This window comes from Mesorhizobium sp. B2-3-13, assembly GCF_006442195.1.
GTDB lineage: Bacteria > Pseudomonadota > Alphaproteobacteria > Rhizobiales > Rhizobiaceae > Mesorhizobium > Mesorhizobium salmacidum.
In genome coordinates, this window is record NZ_VFVQ01000014.1 from 67,152 (window position 1) to 90,585 (window position 23,434).

Below are 23,434 nucleotides of genomic sequence, written 5' to 3' on the forward strand. Positions count from 1 at the left end.
CCCTACCCTGACCCGTTCATCTCCGCAGCCAGATGCGCCTTCAGCGCCATCTGGGCCAGGCTTGCCTGACGGTCGCGATGGGTGATCATGGCGAAGTCGCGCTTCGGCAATTCGATCGGCACGGCTCTCAGGCTCCCCTCGGCGACCGCGCGCCCGACGACGAGCTCCGAAATGATGGTCGCGCCGGCGCCGGCCTCGACGGCCTGACGAACCGCCTCGTTGCTGGGCAGCACCAGGAATATCCTGAGGTCGGCAAGCGAAATCCCCTCGCGGCGCGCCAGATCCTCCAGCACCTCGCGCGTGCCGGAGCCGCCCTCGCGGATGATCCAGCGCAGGCCGGTGATGTCGGGGCGGCCCGGCGCGATTTCGACGATCTTGGGATGAGAGCTGGCAACGACCAGCATCAACCGGTCGGTATCGACTTTGGCGCGGCGCAATATATCGGATTCGGTGCGCCCTTCGACCAGGCCGAGATCGGCGGTTCCATCGAGCACGCTGGCCTCGACCTGCCTTGTGTTGCCGATGGTGACGCTAAGCCTGACGGCCGGATGCGCCTCGTGGAAGGAGGCCAGCCGGCGCGGCAGCCAGTAGCTGGCGATGGTCAGGCTGGCGGCGATGGAGAGGCTGCCGGCGACCGTCTGCGAAACATGTTCCAGCACATTGCGGGCGGCAGCGGCCCGCTCCAGCACGGCCTTGGCCTCGGGCAGGAACCGGTGGCCGGTCTGGGCCAGCTCGATGTTGCGGCCGACGCGGTTGAACAGATGGACGCCGTGCTGCTCTTCCAGCGCGCGAATAGCCGCCGACGCGGCCGATTGGGAAATGCCCAGGAGTTCGGCCGCCTTGGTCATGTGGCCGCGCTCGGCGACGGCGACGAAAATGCGCAACTGATCCAGAGTCATGCGCGCATTAAGAACCAATATCGATCGAATTTACAAGAACAACTGATTAGACGGATCGATAGCTTTATTCTACTTTTTCGGAAGAAGTTAGAAAAAATTCGCCAGTGGATCGCGAAGGATAAAATGATCGGGCGGTTCAGATCCCTGCTTGCGCATTGGACCCGCGGCATCCGACGGCGGTTGGCCGGTGATCGATACCACCCGGAAGAGCATTACATGCGCGGCCCCGGGCCGAAGACGCGAGCCAAATCCGCCGGCCGCGCGAGCAGCACGGGATGATGATGCAAGGACCGCCGCGCGGCGCCAATTCAGCCCCCTCGCAACGCCAGCTTGCCGACACGCGCGCGCCCGATGAGGGCGATGGCGTCGACACCTCGCCTGACGTTTCCGACAGCATCGCCAAGACGACCTGCTACATGTGTGCCTGCCGCTGCGGCATCGACGTGCATATCAAGGACGGCAAGGTCCGCTACATCAACGGCAACAAGGATCATCCGGTCAATCGCGGCGTGATCTGCGGCAAGGGCAGCTCCGGCATCATGCAGCACTACAGCCCGGCCAGACTGAAGAAGCCATTGCTGCGCATCGGCCCACGCGGCTCGGGCGAGTTCCGCGAGATCGAATGGGAGGAAGCCTTCTCGATCGTCACCGGGCGGCTGTCGGATATCCGCCGCACCGATCCTAAAAAACTCGCCTTCTTCACCGGGCGTGACCAGTCGCAATCCTTGACAGGCTGGTGGGCGAGCCAGTTCGGCACGCCGAACTTCGCCGCCCATGGCGGCTTTTGTTCTGTGAACATGGCGGCCGGAGGCCTTTACACGATCGGCGGCTCGTTCTGGGAGTTCGGCGAGCCCGATTGGGACAACACGAAATACTTCATGCTGTTCGGCGTCGCCGAGGACCATGATTCCAACCCGATCAAGATCGGGCTGGGCAAGCTCAAGGCGCGCGGCGCCAAGGTGGTCTCGATCAATCCGTGCCGGACCGGCTACAATGCGATCGCCGACGACTGGATCGGCATCCGGCCCGGCACGGACGGCCTGTTCGTGTTCGCGCTGATCCACGAACTCTTGAAAGCCGGCCGCGTCGATCTCGATTATTTGCTGCGCTACACCAACGCGCATGTCCTGGTTATCCAGGAGCCGGGTGCGGCCGATGACGGGCTGTTCGTGCGCGACAGCGACGGCAATCCGCTGGCATGGGACAGAGTGGCGAAGCGTACGGTGAACGCCACCGATGCCGACGCCAAACCGGCACTGACCGGCAGCTGCGATGTCGATGGCCGCCACTGCGTGCCGGTGTTCCAGCTCATTGCAGACCGCTATCTCGACGAGAGCTACGCACCCGATGCGGTCGCGGAGCGTTGCGGCGTCTCCGCCGGAACGATCCGCCGGATCGCGGCCGAACTGGCCCACGTCGCCTTCGAACAGGCAATCGAATTGCCGGTCGCGTGGACCGACTGGGCGGGGCGCCGGCATGAGACGATCAAGGGACGCCCCGTTTCGATGCACGCGATGCGCGGCATCTCGGCCCATTCCAACGGCTTTCATACCTGCCGCGCCATCCACCTGCTGCAGGTTCTGCTGGGTACGGTGGACGTGCCGGGCGGCTTCCGCTTCAAGCCGCCCTACCCCAGATCCGCCCCGCCGGGTCCGAAGCCGTGCGGCAAGGACGTGAGGCCGATGACGCCGCTCGACGGCATGCCGCTCGGTTTCGTTTGCGGGCCCGATGATCTGCTGGTCGACGAAGCGGGCACGCCGCTGCGCATCGACAAAGCCTATTCCTGGGATTCGCCGCTTGCGGCGCATGGCCTGATGCACACCGTCATCCGCAACGCCTGGGCCGGCGATCCTTACCCGATCGACACGCTGATGATGTACATGTCGAACATGGCCTGGAATTCCTCGATGAACACGGTCGAGACCATGGCCATGCTCACCGATCATGATGAAGCGGGCAACTACAGGATCCCCTTCATCATCTATTCCGACGCCTACTACTCCGAGACCGTGCCGTTCGCGGACCTCGTCCTGCCCGACACCACCTATCTCGAGCGTCATGACTGTATCAGCCTGCTCGACCGGCCGATCAGCCATGCCGACGGGCCAGGCGACGCCATCCGCCATCCGGTCCTCGAGCCCGACCGCGACGTCAGGCCGTTCCAGTCGGTGCTGATCGAACTCGGCGCGCGGCTTGGCTTGCCCGGCTTCGTCGAAAACGATGGCTCGGCGAAGTACCGCGACTACGCCGACTACATCGTCAATCATGAACGCACGCCCGGCATCGGCCCGCTCGCCGGCTGGCGCGGCAAGGATGAAACCTCGATCGGCAAGGGCGAAGTCAACCCCAACCAGTTGCAACGTTACATCGACAACGGCGGTTTCTGGCACCACGACTTCACCGACGACCAGCGCTACTACAAGATGGCCAACCGCTCCTATCTCGACTTCGCGGTGCAACTGGGCTTCATCCCGAAGGCCGAGCCGATCGTCTTCCAGCTCTATTCCGAACCGATACAGCGTTTTCGGCTGGCCGCGCGCGGTCATGGCCTGGTGGTGCCGCCCGAGAGCGAACGCGAGCGCGTCGAGACCTACATGGACCCGCTGCCGTTCTGGTACATGCCATTCGAGGAAGCGGCCGTCGACCTTGGAAAATATCCGCTGCACGCGCTGACGCAGCGGCCCATGCACATGTACCATTCCTGGGGTTCGCAAAACGCGTGGTTGCGGCAGATCACCAGCCAGAACCGGCTGTTCGTACATCACCGGACCGCGGCCGGCCTCGGCCTCGCCGACGACGACTGGGTGTGGATCGAGAGCATCAACGGCAAGGTGAAGGGGCAGATCAAGCTGGTCGACGGAGTGAACGAGAGCACGGTCTGGACCTGGAATGCGATCGGCAAAAGGCGCGGCAGCTGGGGGCTGAAGGACGATGCCGCCGAGAGCAATCGCGGCTTCCTGCTCAACCACATTATCGGTGACCAGACTTCTGCTGACGTCAGCGGCAAACGCTATTCGAATTCCGATCCGGTCACGGGACAAGCTGCGTGGTTCGATCTGCGCGTCCGCATCGTGAAATGCACGGCCGAAGAGATCGGCTTCACCGAACCGCAATTCGAGCGTTTTCATCAGCCACCGCATTTCGGATCCTCGCCGGACAAGCTCACTTTCGGCACCGGGTTCCGGCAGGCTAGAGAGGCGGCCGAATGACCTGTCTTCCCCATCCAGGCGGCAAGAAGCTTGGCCTCGTCATCGACCTCGACACCTGTGTCGGTTGCCAGGCCTGCGTCACCGCCTGCAAGGAGTGGAATACCGGCGGCCACATGGCGCCGCTGACCGACATCGACCCCTATGGCGGCCATGTCGACGGGGTCTGGTTCAACCGCGTACACAGTTACGAGCACATCACCGAGATGGGGGGGCGCACTGTGAACTTCCCGCGCTCCTGCCTGCATTGCGAGACGCCGGCCTGCGTCACCGTCTGCCCGACGGGCGCCTCCTACAAGCGGGCCTCCGATGGCATCGTACTGATCGATGAGGACAAGTGCATCGGCTGCAAATTGTGCAGCTGGGCCTGCCCCTATGGCGCGCGCGAATTCGACACGGATGTCGGCGTGATGAAGAAATGCACGCTCTGCGTCGACCGCATCTATAACGACAACCTGGCCGAGGGAGACCGCGTGCCGGCCTGCGTCGCCGCCTGCCCGACCAGCGCGCGGCATTTCGGCGACCTCGGCGATCCCCAATCCCCCGTTTCGCAACTGGTGGCGGAGCGGGGCGGTGTCGACCTGATGCCGGAACTAGGCTATCGCCCGACCAACAAATACCTGCCGCCGCGCGCTCACACACAACGCGCCGCATCGGTGGCCGCTCCCGCGCTGGAGCCGGTACGGGCCGAGGGCGGTTTCCTTGGCTGGGTCGACCGCATGCTTTCAAGCTGACCATCCATGCATCCAGCTTTTTCGGTCGTCTTCTTCACCACCGCCACGGGTGCCGGCTATGGGCTGCTCGCGCTGCTCGGCGTGCTCGGTCCGCTCGGCTTCATCGCACCCGATTTCTGGCCGGGCTTCGTCGGCATGGGACTGGCGCTCGGCCTGATCGCCGCCGGCCTGTTGTCATCGACCGGTCATCTCGGCAGGCCCGAACGTGCCTGGCGGGCGTTCTCGCAATGGCGCAGTTCATGGCTGTCGCGCGAAGGCGTCGCTTCGGTCACCACCTTCATTCCCGCAGGCCTTTTCGGCATGGGCTGGATCTTCCTTGGCCGCCTCGATGGCTGGGTGGCGGCCGCAGGCGCTCTGGCGACCATTGGCGCCATTGTCACGGTCTGCATGACCGGCATGATCTATGCCTCGCTGAAACCCATCGCCCAGTGGCACAGCCCCTACACCTTGCCCGGCTATCTCATCTACTCGGCGATGAGCGGCAGCGTGCTTCTGAACGCTGTGCTGCAAGCATTTTCTCTCGACTCGAAAATGCTTCTGACGGCTTCCGCGCTGCTCACCTTGCTCGGCTGGGGTTGGAAGCTGGCGACCTGGCGCCACAACGACCGGCTTGAAATCCCGACCAATGCCAACACCGCGACGGGGCTGACCGGTGGCACGGTGCAATCCCTGGAATGGCCGCATACGGAAGAAAACTACCTGCTCAAGGAAATGGGCTTTCGCGTCGCGCGCAAGCACAGCGCGAAGCTGCGCCGGATCACGCAAATACTGGCCTTCGCTTTGCCCATCCTGCTGCTGATCGTCACCTTCGCGCTGCCTTGGCCCTTCGCGACGGCGTTCTCGGCGCTGGCCGCGATTGTCCAGTTCGCCGGCATGCTGGTCGAGCGCTGGCTGTTCTTCGCCGAGGCCAAGCACACGGTCATGCTCTACTACGGGCGATAGATCTCAGCCCGGCCTCAGCATCGAGCCTGAAATCGCGAAGATGCGCTCAGTGCCAAGCATATAGGCCATCAGCGTCTCCAGGCGAAACAGGCCGGCATAGGCGCGGTCGAGCACATTGAGCGAACCGGTATAGGCACCGAAGGCAGGCATGATCATGCGGCCGCCATCGCCGGCAAAGCAGCGCCTGCGCACCGAGCGGCCTTGCTGCACAATACGGGCGCAGGGGTGGAGGTGGCCGGATATTTCGCCCTCGACCCGCACCTTCGATGGCTCGTGCCGGAACAGCAGCGAGCCTATGGCCAGTTCCCGCACGGTTTCGCCGGGCAGGTCGGCGGGCGCTTCCGGATCGTGATTGCCGGCGACCCAGAACCAGTCGCGGCCTGCTATCAGCGCTTCCAGCCGTTCGCGAAAACTTTGATGCATGCGTTTGGCGCCGCCGCCGTCGTGAAAGGAGTCACCCAGGCTGATGACGATCGACGGCTGGTAATCCGATATGACGGCCTGCAGCCGCAGCAGGGTCGCGCCGGTATCGTAGGGCGGGATCAGCGTGCCGCGCCTTGCCAGCGACGACCCCTTTTCCAGATGCAGGTCCGATACTGTCAGCAGCCTGAGCTCGGGAAAATAGAGCACGCCGCGCGGATCGCAGACCGCGCGCTCACCCGCGATGCCGACAAGGTCGGCCTCGGCGATCAGCGATGCGCGCGCCAGCGAAAAGTTCATTCGTCAACCATCCCAGGCCCCATGGCCTCTTCGACCAGCGTCGCCGCATCCATCAGCAGCGTTTCATCGGCCTCGCCGTTCACCGGCATCTTGCCGATCTCAAGCATGATCGGCACGGCCAGCGGCGAAATCTGCTCGAGCGCCTTATGCATGATTCTACCCTGGATGCGCGAGAGCATGTCGGCAAGTCTGCTGACATCGAGCAGGCCGGTCGCCGCGTCGGCACGGGTCGCCTGAAGCAGGATGTGGTCCGGCTCATGGCTGCGCAGCACGTCGTAGATCAGGTCGGTCGACACGGTGACCTGCCTGCCGCTTTTCTCCTGGCCCGGGTGGCGTTTTTCGATCAGGCCCGAGATCAGCGCGCAATTGCGGAAAGTGCGCTTGAGAAGCCAGCTGTCGGCCAGCCAGGCTTCCAGGTCGTCGCCCAGCATGTCCTGATCGAAAAGCGCGCTCAGTGAAGGTTTCCTGGCTTTGAACATGGCGCCCATGTCGCCCAGCGACCATATAGCGAGCGCATAGTCGGTGGCGACAAAGCCGAGCGGCCTGGCGCCCGCCCTGTCGAGGCGACGGGTGAGCAGCATGCCAAGCGTCTGGTGCGCCAGCCTGCCCTCGAAGGGATAGGCGACCAGATAGTGGCGGTTGCCGCGCGGAAAGGTCTCGATCAGCAAATCGTCGCGCTTGGGCAGCATCGATTTGTCCGACTGGAACCGCAGCCAGTCGGCCACTTGCTCCGGCAGCTTCTTCCAGCGCTGCGGATCGTCCAGCATGATGCGGACCTGCTCGGCCAGATAGGTCGAGAGCGGGAACTTGCCGCCGCCATAATAGGGTACCTTGGCGTCGCTGCCGGGCGCGTTCGAGACGAAGCATTCATTCTCGCGGATACCTTCGAAGCGCAGTACCTTGCCGGCGAACATGAAGGTATCGCCATGCGTCAAGGTTTCGAGGAACGCCTCCTCGATCTTGCCGAGCACGCGGCCGCCGTGCGACGCCGAGCCTTTGCTGCCGGCCTTGACGTAACGCACGTTGAGCGCGGGCACCTCGATGATGGTGCCGACATTCAGCCTGTATTGCTGGGCAACGCGCGGATTGGATACGCGCCACAGTCCATCCTTGTTCAGGCGGATGCGGGCGTAGCGCTCATAATTCTTCAGCGCATAGCCGCCGGTGGCGACGAAATCGATGACGCGGTCAAATCTCGGACGATCGAGGCCTGAATAGGGTGCCGCCGTTCGCACCTCTTCATACAGGTCATCGGCGCGGAACGGTGCGCCGCAAGCGCAGCCGAGCACATGCTGCGCCAGCACGTCGAGCCCGCCATCGACCAGCGGCGGCGTATCCTGCGCGCCGAGATAATTGGCATCGAGTGCGGCCCGGCACTCCAGCACCTCGAAACGGTTGGCGGGGATCAAAATCGCCTTGGACGGCTCATCCATGCGGTGGTTGGCACGGCCGATGCGCTGTGCCAACCGGCTGGCGCCCTTCGGAGCACCGACATGCACGACCAGATCGACATCGCCCCAGTCGATGCCGAGATCGAGCGTCGATGTGGCGACGATGGCGCGCAGCGCGTTCTCGCCCATCGCCTTCTCGACGCGCCGCCGCTGGGCGACGTCAAGCGATCCGTGATGCAGCGCGATCGGCAACGTGTCCTCGTTGACGCGCCACAACTCCTGGAAAAGCAGCTCCGCCTGGCTGCGTGTGTTGACGAACAGCAGGGTCGTCTTGTGGCGCTTGATCTCGCGGTAGATTTCCGGCGTGGCGTAGCGCGCCGAGTGCCCCGCCCACGGCACGCGCTCCTCGGAATCGAGGATCGAGATTTCGGGCTTCGCACCGCCCGTCACAGTGATCAATTCCGCCATATCACCCCGCGGGTTCTGGCTGACCAGCCAGCGCCGCAATTCGCCCGGCTCGGCCACCGTCGCCGACAGCCCGATCGTCTGCAGGCCAGGGACAAAGCTGCGCAGCCGCGCCAGCCCAAGCGCCAGCAGATGGCCGCGCTTGGACGTCACCAGCGAATGCAATTCGTCGAGCACGACATAGCGCAGATCCTCGAAGAAGCGCCTCGCATCGCCTGCCGCGATCAGCAGCGCCAGTTGCTCCGGCGTGGTGAGCAGGATATCGGGCGGCGCAAGCTTCTGGCGCTGGCGCTTGTGGGCGGGGGTGTCGCCGGTGCGCGTTTCGATGGTGACGGGCAGACCGATCTCCTCGACCGGCTTGCCGAGATTGCGCTCGATGTCGACGGCCAATGCCTTCAGCGGCGAGATATACAGCGTGTGGATACCGCGCCGCGCCTGGCCTGGTTTTCGCCTCGGCCTGACGGCCAGTTCGGTCAGCGACGGCAGGAAGCCGGCCAGCGTCTTGCCGGCGCCGGTCGGCGCGATCAACAGCACAGATTGCCCGGCTTGGGCCTTCGCCAGGAGTTCGATCTGATGCGCGCGCGGCGACCAGCCTTTCTCGCCGAACCATTCTACAAATGGCTCGGGCAAGACGACGGCGGCATTCTGGTCTGCGAGGCGCGGCAGCTCGGTCACCCGCCAGAGGTAGCGCGGCGGCGCGCAATCGCCAAGCAGAATCGGAACAAAAGGGGATCGAAAGCCTTACGGCCGCCGGAACCCTGTCGGCGCGCCATAGAGATAACCGATGCGGGCGATGGCTTCCTTCAGCCCTTCGCGCGACGCCAGCATGGTGTGGCCGTTGGCGTGGATCATGGTCTCGGCGCCGGTCATGATGGCGACATGGCCTTTCCAGAACACAAGGTCACCACGTCGCAGCCCCGTATAATCGGGGCCGGGCTGAAGCGGCTCGCCGACCGAATTGGCCTGCATGTCGGAATCGCGCAGCACCTCCCTGCCGGCCATGCGCATTGCCAGTTGCACCAGGCCGGAGCAATCGATGCCGAAGCCGGAAACACCGCCCCAGAGATAGGGCGTGCCGAGAAACGTCTCGGCCACGGACACATAGTCGCCGGCCACTTCGCCGATCGGCTGCAGATGGCCAGCGATCAAGGCTTCACCGGAGGGCAGCAGTGCATAGTGCGTGCCGCGCGTTTCGGCGGCACCCGTCACGGTTACCGTCGATCCCATCGACAATTGCCCGGCAATCGGAAAGCGCAGATCGGGACCGGGATATAGGAACGTGCGCGGCACCGAGATGATGTGGGTGGGCGCATGGTCCCGCTCGCCCAGCATGGCGTCGGCGACATAGCCGACATAGCCGTCTCGCTCGGCCTGGATCCAGGCCCAGCCCTCTCTATTCTCGAAAACCAGGACATCGTCGCCGAACAGAGCTTGCGTGTTGACGCCCGAATCCAGCGCCGGCGCCTTGCGGATATCGGCCACCGGGACCGAAATCCGCGCCGGCCGGCCCGCTACGAAACGGTCGGCAGCGACCTCTCCTTTCAACCTGGCATCGGCGAGATCGGAGCGGAAGGCGTGCAGGCGGGGGTCGTGGGCGGTCAAATCGGCAATCCAGTTAGATAGGAAAATTGTTCAGATCGGCAGGTCGTGGGCCTTGGCAATGATACCATCGCCGAAGCGCTCGACAAAGAGCGCGCCTTCGACAGTGCGCTTGATCAGGACGTTGCGCTTGTCGAGCTCGTCGCGATGACGCGACACCAGCTTCAGCGCGCCCATCGTGTCGAGGGCGCGCGTGATGACCGGCTTGGTGACGTTGAGGCGGGCGGCAAGACCGCGCACCGTATGCGGCGGCGGATCGAGATAGATGGTGAACAGAATTGCCGTCTGCCGCATGGTGAGATCAGGCGCATCCTCGCGCACCTGCGACAGCATCACTTGCTGCCACAGTCGCAAGGCTTGGCTCGGGCGCATCGCAATCGACATCGCGCCAGCATGACGGCAAATTGTTTCGGTTCCGTTTCAGTTTCTGCAATTTGCCGGCCCTGCTTGCGCATCAGCCATAGCGCGTCGACATGATCCGCTCCAACGCCCGGATGCCTTGCGCCTCGCCACCGGCAGGGCCGTAGGGGCGATCGGCGGGGTTCCAGGCGAAGATGTCGAAGTGGGCCCAGCTTGCCGTCTTCTCGACAAAGCGCTTGAGGAACAGCGCCGCCGTGATCGACCCGGCGAAACCGTCCGTGGTGACGTTGTTGATGTCGGCGATCTTCGACGACAGTTTCGCGTCGTAGGGCCGCCACAGCGGCATGCGCCACAGCGGGTCCTCGACCGCGATGGAGGCGGCCGCCAGCTCCGCGGCAAACGCCCCGTCATCGGTGTAGAAGGGCGGCAGGTCGGGACCCAGCGCAACGCGGGCTGCTCCGGTCAGGGTCGCCATGTCGACCAGGAGCTGCGGCTCCTCTTCGTCGGCAAGCGCCAGCGCATCGCCCAGCACCAGCCTCCCTTCCGCGTCCGTATTTCCGATCTCGACTGATATGCCCTTGCGGCTCGCCAGCACGTCACCGGGGCGGAAGGCATTGCCGGCAATCGAATTCTCGACCGCGGGGATCAGCACCCGCAGCCGTACGTTGAGCCCGGCAGCCATGATCATCGAAGCCAGGCCCAGCACATTGGCCGCGCCGCCCATGTCCTTCTTCATCAGGAGCATGCCCGAAGAAGGCTTGATATCGAGGCCGCCCGTATCGAAGCAGACACCCTTGCCAACCAAAGTCACCTTCGGCGCGCCTTGCTGCCCCCATGTCATGTCGATCAGGCGCGGCGCATCGGACGACGCACGACCGACGGCGTGGATCATAGGGAAATTCTGTGTGAGCAGGTCGTCGCCCTTGATGGCGGAGACTTCGGCCTTGTGGGTCCCAGCCAGGACCCGCACTGCCCTCTCCAGATCGTCCGGCCCCATATCGTTGGTCGGTGTGTTGACGAGGTCACGCGTCAGGAAAACGCCGTCGGCGATGCGGCGAACGCGCTGCGCATTGACGCCGGCCGGCAATTCGAAGCGCAGCGCCTTGCCCGGCTTCTTGCCGTAGCGGGTAAAGACATAGCCGCCGAGCGCCAGCGCGACCGCCGCGAGTTCAGGCTCGGCCGGCACCGAGGCGAAGTGCCAGTCGCCTTCCGGCAGGGTTTTCGACAGCGCGCCCAGACCGAGCGCGCCCTCACCGTCGCCAAGACCGAACACGGCGCCGCCGAGCACTCCGTTCTCGCCCGGCACGACCAGCGTCCTGCCGGCCTCGCCGGAAAAACCGTTTGCCTTGGCCCAAGCGACAATAGATGGCGACAGACCGGCCGCGTCCAGCCCGTCCCTGGCGACCAGATGGATCGGCAGCGGGTTCTTCAGCTTGTTCTCGACCAGTTCCACGGACATCAGACGTTTCTCCTGCCGAACTCGCCCGAGTCGGCGTTTCTTAACCCTCCGTTAGGGTTAACAGAATATTTCTGCTGGAGGGAAGATGGCCACGCAATGGCCACGCGCATGAATGGAGGCCCAGGGTGCCGATGCCGACCAACCGCACGATAAACATCCGGGGAAAGCGGCTCATCACCACGGCATTCATGCTGGCGCTCGCGGCAGGTGTCGCGGGATGCGCAACCGACAAGCTCACCACCGGCTCCATCGGACGCACCAGCGGCAAGCCGCTGGAGACGATGTCGGCGGGAGAATTGCACAACGCCAGTGCCGCTCTTGGCCAGTCCTATGCGAGGAACCCCACCGACAAGCGAATCGCCACCAATTTCGCGGCGGCGCTGCAGATGGATGGGGATGCCGACCAGTCGCTTGCCGTGATGCGCAAGCTGGCGATCGCCTATCCCAAGGACCGCGACGTACTCGCCGCCTATGGCAAGGCGCTGGCCGCCAACGGCCAGTTCGAGGCGGCGCTCGATGCGGTGCGCCGCGCACAGACGCCCGAATATCCCGACTGGAGGCTGGTGTCGGCGGAGGCGGCCATCCTCGATCAGACCGGCCAGAAGGACGAGGCGCGCCAACTCTACCGCAAAGCCCTCGAACTCAAGCCGAACGAGCCCTCGATCCTTTCCAATCTCGGCATGTCCTATGTGCTGGAAGGGGATCTGCGCACCGCCGAGACCTATATGCGGTCGGCCGCCCAGCAGTCGAACGCCGACAGCCGGGTGCGCCAGAACCTGGCGCTCGTCGTCGGCCTGCAGGGCCGTTTCGACGAAGCCGAGAAGATCGCCTCGCAAGAACTTTCCCCCGAACAGGCACAGGCCAACGTCGCCTATCTCAGGCAAATGCTGGCCCAGCAGAACGCCTGGAGCCAGCTCAAGGACCAGGACAAGGCGAAACCGGCGAAAACCGCCACCAACTGATCGCCGCGAGCTTACCGCAAATCGTAAAAGCCGCGCTCGATTACAGCGCGGCTTTTTGTTTTCGCAGGCGGATTCTGCGTTGGCTACTGGCTGGTCGACGCGGCCGCCCCGGGATGATCGCCGAATATACCGCGCTGGCTGACCTGGATGCCCGCCGGCCCCAGGATGATGGCGAACAGCACCGGCAGGAAAAACAAGATCATCGGCACGGTGAGTTTGGGCGGCAGGGCGGCCGCCTTTTTCTCGGCGGCGTTCATGCGCATGTCGCGGCTTTCGGCGGCGAGCACGCGCAGCGCGTGCGCTACCGGCGTACCGTAGCGTTCGGCCTGGACAAGCGCCTGCGACACAGACTTGACCGATTCCAGCCCCGTGCGGCTGGCCAGGTTCTCGTAAGCCTGCTTGCGCTCCTGCAGATAGGAGAGTTCGGCGTTGGTCAGGATGAATTCTTCCGCCAGGGCCACGGACTGCGCGCCGATCTCGTCGGCGACCTTGCGCAGCGCGGCTTCCACCGACATGCCAGACTCCACGCAGATGAGCATCAGGTCGAGCGCATCCGGCCACGCCATCTGGATCGACTGCTTGCGCTTGGTCGCGCGATTGTTGACGTAGAGGACCGGCGCGTAGAAGCCGCCATAGGCAACCAGGACGCAAACGAACAGCCGGACCACCAATGGCTTGTCGGGCAATCCTCCGAGCACGAAAATATAGACCAGACCGAGCGCGAAGCCGACAAAAGGAAGCACCAGGCGGAAGAACAGAAAACGCGTTAGCGGATTCTGCCCGCGAAAGCCGGCAACCTTGAGCTTTTGCAAGGTGGCCTCGTCGGCCAACGCACGCCGCAGATCGAGCCGGTCGACAATGTTGCGCATGCCGACCGACTGTTGCTCGCGCAGACCCTTGCGGCGGCGATCGGCCTCGGTCGCAAGCCGCGCGCGCTGCTTGGCGCGAAGCTCATCACGCTCCAGCGCGACCGATTTCATGCGCGCCTTGAGCTGGTTTCCGCCAAGCGCCGGGAGCAGCGTAAAGACAGTTGCGAACACGGCGATAGCGACCAGCAGCGCAATCAGGAAGCTGGGATCCGTCAGTGATTTGATGGCTTGTTCGGTCATGCCGCGGCCCTAGACTTCAAAGTTCATCATCTTGCGCATCACGAAGATGCCGATCGACATCCAGACGGCGGCGAAACCGAGTATCAAATGGCCGACGCTGGTCGTGAACAGCGGCATCAGATAGTTGGGACTGGAGAGATAGACGAGAAAGGCGACGATGAAAGGCAAGGCACCGATGATGGCGGCGGATGCTTTCGCCTCCATCGACAGTGCCGCGACCTTGGCCTTCATCTTCTTGCGGTCGCGCAACACGCGCGAAAGGTTACCCAGCGCCTCGGAGAGATTGCCACCGGCCTGCGACTGTATCTGGATGACGATGCCGAAGAAACTCGCCTCGGTGCACGGCATGGTTTCGGGCATGCGCAAGGTCGCGTCGGGGATCGACAGGCCCATCTGCTGCGAATCGACTATCCGGCGAAACTCGGCCTTCACGGGTTCAGGCGATTCATTGGCGATCAGGCGTATGGCGTCGTTCAGCGGCAGGCCGGACTTGACCGCCCGCACGATGATGTCGAGCGCGTTTGGAAATTCGTTGAGGAATGCCTTGACGCGGCGGGTACGACGAAAGGAGACGAACCAACGCGGCAGGCCGAGCGCTCCGGCGAGCAGCACACCGGGCAAGACAATCATCGGCGCTCCGGCCATGAACGCGACGATTGTCAGCGCGAGGCCGAATATGGCCGAATAGATATAGAAACGCTCGATCGGCACCTTCATCCCAGCCTGGCGAAGCTGGGCTTTCAGCGGCGGCTTCTTGACGGCGGTGTCCTTGGTCTTCTGCTTCTCGTCGAGTTCCTTCAGTGAATCCTGCACCGATTTGCGGCGCTTGGCGGCGTCCGCCGCGCGGTCACGGGTCGCCTTGACAACAGAACGGTCCGTCTCGGCGGCCTTGATCGTTTCAAGCCGCTTTCCGGCCTGTTTCTCATTGCTAATCTGGGTGAACAGGAATGCATAGGCGACCGCGCCGGCGCTGAAGCCGGCGAGCACGACAAACGCCAATACGGTGCCGTCAATTCCAAACATCGACCAGAACCTTCACGCCCGCGGATGCGTCAGTCAGCACGTTTCTCCATAGCCTCGAGCGCTGTGGCGAGACGCTGCTCCTCGCCATAGTATCGGGCCCGCTCCCAGAAATGGGGGCGGCCGATGCCGGTCGAGACGTGTTCACCCAACAGCCTGCCGTTGGCGTCCTCGCCCTTGATGTTATAGAGGACAATATCCTGCGTGATGATGACGTCGCCCTCCATCCCGATTACTTCGGTGATGTGGGTGATGCGGCGCGATCCATCGCGCAGGCGCGCCGCCTGGATGATCACGTCGATGGAACCGACGACGATTTCGCGCACGGTTTTCTGCGGCAGCGAATAGCCGCCCATGGCGATCATGGACTCGATACGGTTCAGGCATTCGCGCGGGCTGTTGGAGTGGATCGTTCCCATCGAGCCGTCATGGCCGGTATTCATCGCCTGCAGGAGGTCGAAGACCTCGGGTCCGCGCACTTCGCCGACGATGATGCGTTCGGGCCGCATGCGCAGGCAGTTCTTGACCAGGTCGCGCATCGTCACCTCGCCCTCGCCCTCAAGGTTGGGCGGACGCGTTTCCAGGCGCACGACATGCGGCTGCTGCAGTTGCAGTTCGGCCGAGTCCTCGCAGGTGATGACGCGCTCATCACGGTCGATGTAGTTGGTCAGGCAGTTGAGCAATGTCGTCTTGCCGGAGCCGGTGCCGCCCGAGATGACGATGTTGCAACGGACACGACCGATGATCTTGAGAACTTCGGCCCCTTGCGGAGAGATGGCGCCGAACTTGACCAGTTGGTCGAGCGTCAGCTTGTCTTTCTTGAATTTGCGGATGGTGAGCGCGGTGCCGTCGATGGCCAGCGGCGGCGCAATGACGTTGACGCGCGACCCGTCGGGAAGACGGGCGTCGCAGATCGGGCTGGATTCGTCGACGCGGCGGCCGACCTGGCTGACGATTCGCTGGCAGATGTTGAGCAGCTGCTGGTTGTCGCGGAAGCGGATGTTGGTCTGTTCGACCTTGCCGTTGACTTCGATGTAGACGTTCTTGGACCCGTTGACCATGATGTCGGCGATGTCGTCGCGCGCGAGCAACGGCTCGAGCGGCCCATAGCCGAGCACGTCATTGCAGATGTCCTCGAGCAGTTCTTCCTGCTCAGCGATCGACATCGCGAAGTTCTTGATCGCGATGATATCGTTGACGATGTCGCGGATTTCCTCGCGGGCGCTTTCGGGATCGAGCTTGGCGAGTTGCGACAGGTCGATCGTATCGATGAGGGCCGAGAAAACCTGGCTCTTGGTATCGTAGTAGGTTTCGCTCTTTTCGCGGCCTCTCCTCGGTTCCGGCGCCATCGGCGGCGCCTCGACCGCGCGCCTGGCCGGTGGCGCGACAGGCGCGCTCGGCTGAGGCGTGGCCGCGGGCCGGGCAATAACCGCGGTGTCCGCCGAGACCGCGGCGGCCGGCGCGACCGGTGCCGGCTGGCGAAATTCCGGCGTGAACCGATTGCCGTCGTCGTTGCCTCTTTTACCGAACATGACCGACTACCGACCCCATTGCGTCACTTCTTGTTGCGCGAGAGCTTGCCGAGCAGACTGCCCAGGCCAGCCTTCTTTTTCGCTCTGATTTCGCTGCGGCCGGTCAGCACATGAGCAATCTCGTTGATGGTGGCCACAACCGGGTTCTTGGCATCCATCTCGCCCAGCATGCGTCCGTTGTTTGCTGCATTGCCGAACAGCAAGGGATCAAAGCCGATGACCGACATCGGTGTCAGGCCGAGCGGCTCGGCGAAATCGGATGACGATATCTCCGGCCGCTTCGGCACGCCGGCCTGGTTGATGATCAATTTCGGCGGCGGGTCGTTCGGGCGAAGCCGCTTCAACATGTCGACCAGGTTCTTGGTGTTGCGCAGATTGGCCAGTTCCGGCGTTGCGGTGATGACGACCTCGTCGGCCTTGACCAGCGTGTTCTTGGCCCATCCCGTCCAGACATGGGGAACGTCGAGCACAAGGATCGGCACGCTGCGCTGCGCGGTATCGACAAGCTGCGCGAAGGCATCGGGATCGAAGTCGTAGACGCGTTCCAGCGTCGAGGGCGCCGCGAGTAGCGACAGATGCTCGGCGCATTGGGTCAGCAGCCGGTCGAGATAGACTTCGTCGATACGCTCGGGCGAGAACACGGCCTCGGCGATGCCCTGGGCAGGATCCTGATCGAAATTGATGTTGGCGGTGCCGAAGGCGAGATCGAGGTCAGCGACAACGACCTCGGATTTGAACAGGGAGGACATTGCCCAGGCAACATTGTGGGCGATCGTGGAAGAGCCGACGCCGCCCTTGGCGCCGACGAAGGCGACCGAGCGGCCAAGCGGTTCAGCTTCCGGATCGACGAAGATCGACGACACGACGCTGACGACGTCGGCCATCGACACCGGCGCGATGACATATTCGGAGATGCCGGAACGGATGAGTTCGCGATAGAGGCCAACATCATTGTAGTGACCGATCACCACCACTTTCGAGGATGGATCGCAGTATTCCGAGAGCTGGGCGAGTTGCTCCAGCAGTTGCTTGGGTTCGCTGCGCGATTCCAGCAGGATCAGGTTCGGTGTCGGCGCCGACTGGTAGAACTCGATGGCGGTGGGAACGCCGCCCATATGGACCTTGAGGTGCGCCTTGGTCATGCGGCGGTCCTCGCCGGCGCGCTGGACCGGATTGGCAACGCCCTCCGTCTCGCAGAATGCCTGGATCGAAATACGCGGAACCGGCCGCAACGCCTGCATCGCGGCAACGTCCTGCGGCGAGGTGTCACCGCCCTCCACGGTGGCGTCATAGGCAAGGTTGCTCATGGTCATGCTCTTTCCGTTGCCTGGTCGTGGCGTCGCTTCTTTCCGAGGGCGGCTTAGTAAGTCACTTCCGAGTTGCCGAGTAATTCATCCGAAATGCCCCTGTCTTGGTAGACACCGATGGCTTTGCTGCGATTTGCCGCATCAATAGTGGTAGACTTGCGCGGCCCGAGAAGATCGCCTGGATTGGCCATCTGGGCGGCAAGATTGTTCTGATAGGAGCAGCCGAAATCGGCGTAGTGCCTGTTCTCCGACGTTTCCACCAGGTCGGCGGGCCAACGTCCGCATTTGTCAGTCTGTGCCCTCACCGCGATGTAGGAGACGCGAACCGGGGCTGATGCCTCGCTCGATCCAGCCTGATAGGAGACCACGACGACCCGGTCGCGTTTGATGCCGGCGGCGACCGCGAGCCGGGCGAAATCGCGGCCAGCCGCCGTCGCGGCGACTTCGTTGGCCGATCCGCTTGGAATCTGGATCGTCAATGCCGGAGCGGCACTCTTGTCATAGCCGTCGAGGAAACCCAGGAGCGTGTCGCGCTGCGAGCCGGTCATGCCGCGGTCGCCGGCGCCGACAGGAAGATCGATCTTCTGGTTCTTCTCCGCGATGACGATTGGATGATTGGTGCGATAGTCGTCGGGGATGGCGCCGACGGTAATGCTGTCGCGGTGGGCACAACCGGCCAGCAGAGCCGATACCGCCACCGCCATGATCGGAAGGACCCGCAGGCTTATCCGAGAACGGCCGGAGCGCATCGCCATGGTCCTTGCCTTCAATGCTGACTGAGACATGTCTGCTTTCCCGTTCACTTGTAGATGAAGCCGACAACGCCGTGATAGCGGCCATTGGGCCTGTCGGTCTGCATGGTGCCGTAGACGCGATTGACACGCCCAAGGAACATGCCCGCCCCGTCGCTCGGAGGGTTGAAATTGTCGTCCGGCTTGGCGAGATCGTTGCGTGCCACGGGTTTCACCAGATAGGGCGTGATGATGATGACGAGCTCGGTTTCGTTGCGCACGAAATCCCTGCTGCGGAAGAGCGCGCCGAGCACGGGAATCTTTGTCAGTCCAGGCAAGCCGTTGACGGCTTGCCTGACATCGTCGCGAACCAGGCCGGCGATCATCATGGAGCCGCCCGAGGGCAGTTCGACGGTCGTATCGGCAAGGCGCTTGCGCAGTGACAGGGCATTCATGCCGATACTTTGGTTGTCCGTGGATGCCGAGACGGACCCCTCGGTTGTCGGCTCGGAAACCGAGGTCCTGACTTTCAGGCTTATCCGGCCGGGCGATAAAACCACCGGCTGAAATTCCAATCCGATTCCGTACTCGATCTTATCGACGGAATAGGTCTTCAAGCCGGTCTGGTTGTCTTGCGATACATTCGCGGAGACGTTGGTCACCATGTTGTATTCGCCACCCACCTTGAACGTCGCCTTCTCACCAGATACGGCGGTCAGGGTCGGTTCGGCCAACGTCTTCATGACCCCCGACTGCTCCATGGCGTTTATATATGCCTGGAGTGCGGAGGAGCCGATGCTTAGGCCAGCGTTCGACAACGGCTTTCCGAGACCAGTGAAAGGGTCACTGAGCGCGCCATAGCTGATGCCGTTGCTGCCGCCGCTGCCGACCATATTGACACCGAGCTGCTTCATCACGGAGCGGCTGACTTCGGCCACCGTCACCTTCAGCGTGACCTGATCGTCTCCGATGATCTGCAGCAGATTGACGATTTGGCTGACGCGGCGCTCCTGGTCCGGGTTGTTGATGTCGACACCGCTCTGGGCCGAGCCGCCGGCAGCGGTCTGCGAATATTGTCCCGTCGTTGCTTCACCGCCGGATACAAACATATTTGCCAGCTGTTCGGCGCGCTTAGCATCCAAGGGAGTATCCACGGTGCCGGTCAGAACCACGTTGTCGTTGAGCAGTTCCACCTTGACGGCCGAGGTCGGAATGAAGCGCCTGATATAGTCCTCCAGGCCGGCGACGTCGCGCTCGATGGCCAGGTCCAGGCTGGCGATCTGTTCGCCGTTCGGCCCAAAGACGAAGATGTTGGTTTCGCCGACCGCCTTGCCGAAGAGGTAGATACGCCTTGCGGTGCGGGTCACCGCATCGGCAACGGAGGGATTGGCGACAAGAATGTCGTAGGCATCGCTCGGCAGGTCTATAACCACCGATTTGTTGAGGCCAAGCTTGACGCGCTGGGTGGCTGTCGTGGCCGACACCTTAGTGCTCTTCGCCTCGACGCCCTGCACATTCGCTCCGACGAGCAAAAGGCCGAGTGCCATGGCCACGATTGCCGGCAGTTTAGCGCTTAGCCTCATTTCCTTGCCCCTACTTCGGAGACTTCGCCCGACTTGATCAGCCTCACCGTTCCCCGGCGGCCATTGCCGGAAACGAGATAGTCGGCCTCGTCCACATTCTTTTCCTGGGTGTCCGTGATCGCCCGCAGCGCCAGCGTCAGGCGATCCGCCATCTGTTGGGCGACGGTGATGATCTCCGCCTGTTTGGGTGTCAGCTCCAGCGTGGCGGTCTGGCCCACCCTGGTCTTCTTGCCTTCCTCGTCTTCCTGGATGGTCTGGTCGATTGCCAGGACGCGGATATTCTTCAGGATGGTCTCGGTGCTGAATCCGGCCCCGGTGTTGGCATCGGCCCTGCGGGTCATGATGACGTCGACGAAATCGTTGGGAAGGATGAAGCCGCCGGCCGAAGTGTCCGCCGATATTGTCGTTGCGACCGCCCGCATGCCGGACGGCAGGATGGACGACATGAAGCTTTGTCCCTCGCCGATCAGCTTGGAGCGCCGCACGGGCTCGCCGGCATACATCGGCACACGGGCAATCGACCCTTTCAGCTTCTCCAGGGCATCGGGGGCTGTGGCCTTGGTGATGAAATTCGCGTTGATGCCGTCAGCAGGCCAGGATTGCCAGCCTATGTTGTTCTCGAGCGCGTTGCCCATTGCGACATCGCCCGAGAGCACAAGCACGTCCTGCAGGGCCACCGCGGGGGCCTGGGGGCCAGAATCGACGACGACCTGAGGCGGCGGAGCGACCATGTTTTTCGCGACATAGCCAGCACCGCCCGCCGCGGCCACCGCCACGCTCAGAATAATCAATCGGGATGCTGGCATCTGTCCGAACCCTCGCCCTTGGCAAACCAACCTAGCCAAGCCGGACTTTGCAGCGGCAATCGTCAAAACAAGGTTAATGCAATGCTTACGATCGTGATTAATTTAAGGTTTATATAAATTAGAAAAGATTACGCCGTGAGGCGCGGAAATGCTGGGCCGCCGCTCCGCAAAGCCGGCGTGCAAGGCATATCGGCCGACGAAAATTTAATGAATTCAGCTCGCCAGCCTTGCCAGCGCCCACACCATCAAGGGGGAATCGGGATAGGTCAGCAGGCCACCCAGGCCGAGCGCGATCCCGTAGGGAACACCGGCTGATTCTTCCGCAAAATGACGCAGGAATGGATTGCGTCCGGTGAACATCGCCAGAGGCGATTTCCGGTAAAACAGGATCGCGATTGTCAGAAGGCCGCCGATGATTGTCGAAGCGACAAGATATTCGACGAGATGGACGTTGAGCCCCATCCACACGGCCGTGGCGGCCAGCAGCTTGGCGTCGCCACCGCCCATGCCACCCAAGGCGAAAAGACCGAATGTCACGGCCAGGACAATGGCGCCGGCGGCGAAATGCCAGCCGTAAGCCGCCCATTCCATGCCCGTCAGCGGCGCCACCAGCGCGAAGACGGCGACAAGCAGCACCGGCACGCGATTGGCGATCGTCATCGACAGCATGTCGGAGATCGCTGCAAACAGCATGCAGAACGGAAAGACGACGAAGATCAGGGCTTCAAGCATCGGGGCTATGCCTATTGTCGGATTCCACGGGGCTCAATCTAGGCATGTTCGATTAACGATTGATGAGGCCCGAACGAAAAGAAGACTGGTATTGGCAGCGGCATAGAACAAGGGCCGCAACGCGGCGGCCCTTGTTCAGAATGCAGTCCGAGTGTTTAGCAATACGACAGATTAGCTGCCGCTGCCTGCGGTGTTCATCGCGGTACCGATAGTGGTAAACTTAGCATTGATTGCATTGCCGAGTGCGCCGGCGCCGGTGATGATGGCGAGCGCGATGAGAGCGGCGATCAGACCATATTCGATAGCGGTCGCGCCGGATTCGTCCTTCACGAAACGTGCGATGAGATTAGACATTCGAGAGCTCCTACTCCACGTGTTACAGCACTTCCGTCAACTTCTGTGATGGTTGATCGGATGCTGGCAATCTAGGGAGAAGCTCTTTCAATCGGCTTAATAAACAGCCTTACCGATTCCTTTCCCGGCTCGAACCGAGTGCGTGGTTAACTCCACACTAAGCGCTGGCAAATATTCCGTTTCGCGGGTCAACGCCGTAGAAGGCAAGGGCTTGGGGAAGCTTGCGAGCCCTGCGCGCATCGGGCCATGCGGTAGCCATGCCGACCGCTACATCCGGCGGCGGCAAGCCGACTTAACCGTTGGTTCACCAATCTCGTTCATGTTCCGTTGAACAGTCCGCTTGCGTGGAGCGCCTTGATGGCCGTGCCGAAATCCTCAATCCTGATTGCCGCGCTTCTTGTCGCCGCCAGCTTGATTACGCCCGCCAGGGCTGGCGCCGACATCGAGGTCACCATGAATCAGGCCAAGATCGTGAAACTGTCGCGCCCCGCCGATACGATCGTCGTGGGCAACCCGGCAATTGCCGACGCTTCCGTCCAGGATGCCTCGACGATCGTGCTCACCGGCAAGGGTTTCGGTGTCACCAATCTCGTCGTCCTCGACCCGGACGGCAGCCCGATCGTCGACGCACAGGTTACCGTGGTCCGCCAGGCAGCCTCGTCGGTTCGCATTTACCGGCGCGCGGATGTCCAGACCATGTCGTGCACACCCTATTGCGAAAGCTCCTACAAGAGCGAGGCGGAGAAATCGTCCGAAGCCGAGATGAACCTCAGCAAATAGGCTGCACCGAGTGCGCCATGGCCCAGGTTACCGCCTGGTTAAAACGCCCGCGCCGACTTTAACGATCATTCAAACCGGACCTCAATTGGTTTGCGCTAGTGGACCTGTCAGCACCGTCCAGGGATGGCAGGAACATCGCATGAGCATGGAATTCAGCTCGACAGGTCAGCACAAGATGGAGCGCACCAGATCTTTCAGGCGCTTCGTGCGCGACCGGCGCGGCAGCACTGCGCTGGAGTTCGCGCTGCTTGCAATGCCGTTCGCACTCCTGGTGTTCGCCATCCTCGAAAGCTGCATCTCGTTTGCCAGCCAGGAGGTGATGGCCAACATCACGGACGATGTCGCACGCCGGCTGCGCACCGGCCAGTTAAGGGCCGCCGACATCGCCGGAGATAGTTTGAAGAACATGATCTGCGACAAGCTGGAAATCATCGTTTCCCAGGATTGTCCCAATCAGTTGAGCGTCGATCTTCGCCAGTACACGGCGTTCGCCGACGCGGCTTTGGCCGGCTTCAGGATTCAGGGCGGTGACATCAAGCTGACGAACAGCGGCGCCGATGTGCCCTTTACCGTCACGGCGGGTGCGGCGGAATCAAAGAACATGCTGCGGGTCTTTTACAAATGGCCGATCATGACCGACCTAATGGCGCAATCGATGGGGGGTAACAAAACCCTGCATTTCGCTTCAGTGACCTGGCAGAACGAGCCGTTCGACAATTGAGACTATCACGCAAGCACCAACA

Annotated in this window: 21 protein-coding genes; 6 read left to right on the plus strand and 15 right to left on the minus strand. The window is 62.7% G+C overall.

Features of this window, described 5'->3' with window-relative positions:
• Positions 1 to 2: 2 nt before the first annotated feature.
• Entirely contained in the window at positions 3 to 899 is an 897-nt protein-coding gene (locus FJ941_RS17900) for a LysR family transcriptional regulator (protein WP_140507595.1), read from the minus strand.
• A gap of 278 nt (positions 900 to 1,177) precedes the next feature.
• On the opposite strand from FJ941_RS17900, the gene FJ941_RS17910 reads away from it, so the two are divergent.
• The 3 genes from FJ941_RS17910 to FJ941_RS17920 are packed head-to-tail and all read left to right on the plus strand — an operon-like array spanning position 1,178 to position 5,781.
• On the plus strand, positions 1,178 to 4,108 hold the full coding sequence (locus tag FJ941_RS17910; protein ID WP_181169858.1) for a molybdopterin oxidoreductase family protein: 2,931 nt from the start codon (positions 1,178 to 1,180) through the stop codon (positions 4,106 to 4,108).
• Positions 4,105 to 4,839, plus strand: a complete 735-nt coding sequence (locus FJ941_RS17915; protein WP_140507599.1) for a 4Fe-4S dicluster domain-containing protein — start codon at positions 4,105 to 4,107, stop codon at positions 4,837 to 4,839. The genes FJ941_RS17910 and FJ941_RS17915 overlap by 4 nt, the downstream gene beginning before the upstream one ends.
• A gap of 6 nt (positions 4,840 to 4,845) precedes the next feature.
• Positions 4,846 to 5,781 (plus strand): DmsC/YnfH family molybdoenzyme membrane anchor subunit, encoded by a 936-nt coding sequence (locus FJ941_RS17920; protein ID WP_140507600.1) that lies wholly within the window; start codon positions 4,846 to 4,848, stop codon positions 5,779 to 5,781.
• A 3-nt stretch (positions 5,782 to 5,784) separates the two neighbouring features.
• Here FJ941_RS17920 and pdeM read toward each other — a convergent pair whose 3' ends face one another.
• The 5 genes from pdeM to FJ941_RS17945 all read right to left on the minus strand — a co-directional run bounded on the left by pdeM (position 5,785) and on the right by FJ941_RS17945 (position 11,775).
• A complete protein-coding gene (gene pdeM, locus FJ941_RS17925; RefSeq protein ID WP_140507602.1) occupies positions 5,785 to 6,501 on the minus strand; it encodes a ligase-associated DNA damage response endonuclease PdeM in 717 nt (238 codons plus the stop codon).
• Positions 6,498 to 9,032 (minus strand): ligase-associated DNA damage response DEXH box helicase, encoded by a 2,535-nt coding sequence (locus FJ941_RS17930; protein ID WP_140507603.1) that lies wholly within the window; start codon positions 9,030 to 9,032, stop codon positions 6,498 to 6,500. The genes pdeM and FJ941_RS17930 overlap by 4 nt, the downstream gene beginning before the upstream one ends.
• A gap of 66 nt (positions 9,033 to 9,098) precedes the next feature.
• Positions 9,099 to 9,959, minus strand: a complete 861-nt coding sequence (locus tag FJ941_RS17935; protein ID WP_140507605.1) for an NlpC/P60 family protein — start codon at positions 9,957 to 9,959, stop codon at positions 9,099 to 9,101.
• A gap of 30 nt (positions 9,960 to 9,989) precedes the next feature.
• Positions 9,990 to 10,340, minus strand: coding sequence for a MarR family winged helix-turn-helix transcriptional regulator (locus FJ941_RS17940; RefSeq protein ID WP_140507608.1), 351 nt, complete (start codon positions 10,338 to 10,340; stop codon positions 9,990 to 9,992).
• A gap of 70 nt (positions 10,341 to 10,410) precedes the next feature.
• Positions 10,411 to 11,775: a M17 family metallopeptidase gene (locus FJ941_RS17945; protein ID WP_140507610.1), complete on the minus strand. Its 1,365-nt coding sequence runs from the start codon at positions 11,773 to 11,775 to the stop codon at positions 10,411 to 10,413.
• Between the two features lie 131 nt (positions 11,776 to 11,906).
• On the opposite strand from FJ941_RS17945, the gene FJ941_RS17950 reads away from it, so the two are divergent.
• Positions 11,907 to 12,737 carry a tetratricopeptide repeat protein gene (locus FJ941_RS17950; protein ID WP_140507741.1) on the plus strand — a complete coding sequence of 277 codons (831 nt, stop codon included), beginning with the start codon at positions 11,907 to 11,909 and terminating at the stop codon, positions 12,735 to 12,737.
• Between the two features lie 83 nt (positions 12,738 to 12,820).
• On the opposite strand, the gene FJ941_RS17955 is transcribed toward FJ941_RS17950, so the two are convergent.
• The 9 genes from FJ941_RS17955 to FJ941_RS17995 form a co-directional block, all read right to left on the minus strand.
• Complete coding sequence (locus FJ941_RS17955; RefSeq protein WP_140507611.1) at positions 12,821 to 13,846, minus strand: type II secretion system F family protein; 1,026 nt, start codon at positions 13,844 to 13,846, stop codon at positions 12,821 to 12,823.
• Between the two features lie 9 nt (positions 13,847 to 13,855).
• Entirely contained in the window at positions 13,856 to 14,869 is a 1,014-nt protein-coding gene (locus tag FJ941_RS17960) for a type II secretion system F family protein (RefSeq protein ID WP_140507613.1), read from the minus strand.
• A 29-nt stretch (positions 14,870 to 14,898) separates the two neighbouring features.
• A complete protein-coding gene (locus tag FJ941_RS17965) occupies positions 14,899 to 16,398 on the minus strand; it encodes a CpaF family protein (protein ID WP_140507615.1) in 1,500 nt (499 codons plus the stop codon).
• Positions 16,399 to 16,421: 23 nt separating this feature from the next.
• Positions 16,422 to 17,711, minus strand: coding sequence for a CpaE family protein (locus tag FJ941_RS17970; RefSeq protein WP_140507616.1), 1,290 nt, complete (start codon positions 17,709 to 17,711; stop codon positions 16,422 to 16,424).
• A gap of 47 nt (positions 17,712 to 17,758) precedes the next feature.
• The gene (locus FJ941_RS17975) at positions 17,759 to 18,490 is read right to left on the minus strand and encodes a CpaD family pilus assembly protein (RefSeq protein ID WP_140507618.1); all 732 of its coding nucleotides are present in this window, start codon (positions 18,488 to 18,490) and stop codon (positions 17,759 to 17,761) included.
• Between the two features lie 14 nt (positions 18,491 to 18,504).
• Positions 18,505 to 20,019, minus strand: a complete 1,515-nt coding sequence (locus FJ941_RS17980) for a type II and III secretion system protein family protein (protein WP_140507619.1) — start codon at positions 20,017 to 20,019, stop codon at positions 18,505 to 18,507.
• A complete protein-coding gene (gene cpaB, locus FJ941_RS17985) occupies positions 20,016 to 20,825 on the minus strand; it encodes a Flp pilus assembly protein CpaB (protein WP_140507621.1) in 810 nt (269 codons plus the stop codon). The genes FJ941_RS17980 and cpaB overlap by 4 nt, the downstream gene beginning before the upstream one ends.
• Positions 20,826 to 21,038: 213 nt before the next feature.
• Positions 21,039 to 21,557: a prepilin peptidase gene (locus FJ941_RS17990; RefSeq protein WP_140507623.1), complete on the minus strand. Its 519-nt coding sequence runs from the start codon at positions 21,555 to 21,557 to the stop codon at positions 21,039 to 21,041.
• 171 nt (positions 21,558 to 21,728) lie between these two features.
• Entirely contained in the window at positions 21,729 to 21,911 is a 183-nt protein-coding gene (locus FJ941_RS17995; protein ID WP_140507625.1) for a Flp family type IVb pilin, read from the minus strand.
• A gap of 357 nt (positions 21,912 to 22,268) precedes the next feature.
• On the opposite strand from FJ941_RS17995, the gene FJ941_RS18000 reads away from it, so the two are divergent.
• A complete protein-coding gene (locus FJ941_RS18000; protein ID WP_027142008.1) occupies positions 22,269 to 22,691 on the plus strand; it encodes a pilus assembly protein N-terminal domain-containing protein in 423 nt (140 codons plus the stop codon).
• Between the two features lie 139 nt (positions 22,692 to 22,830).
• Positions 22,831 to 23,412: a TadE/TadG family type IV pilus assembly protein gene (locus FJ941_RS18005; RefSeq protein ID WP_027142009.1), complete on the plus strand. Its 582-nt coding sequence runs from the start codon at positions 22,831 to 22,833 to the stop codon at positions 23,410 to 23,412.
• Positions 23,413 to 23,434 lie beyond the last annotated feature (22 nt).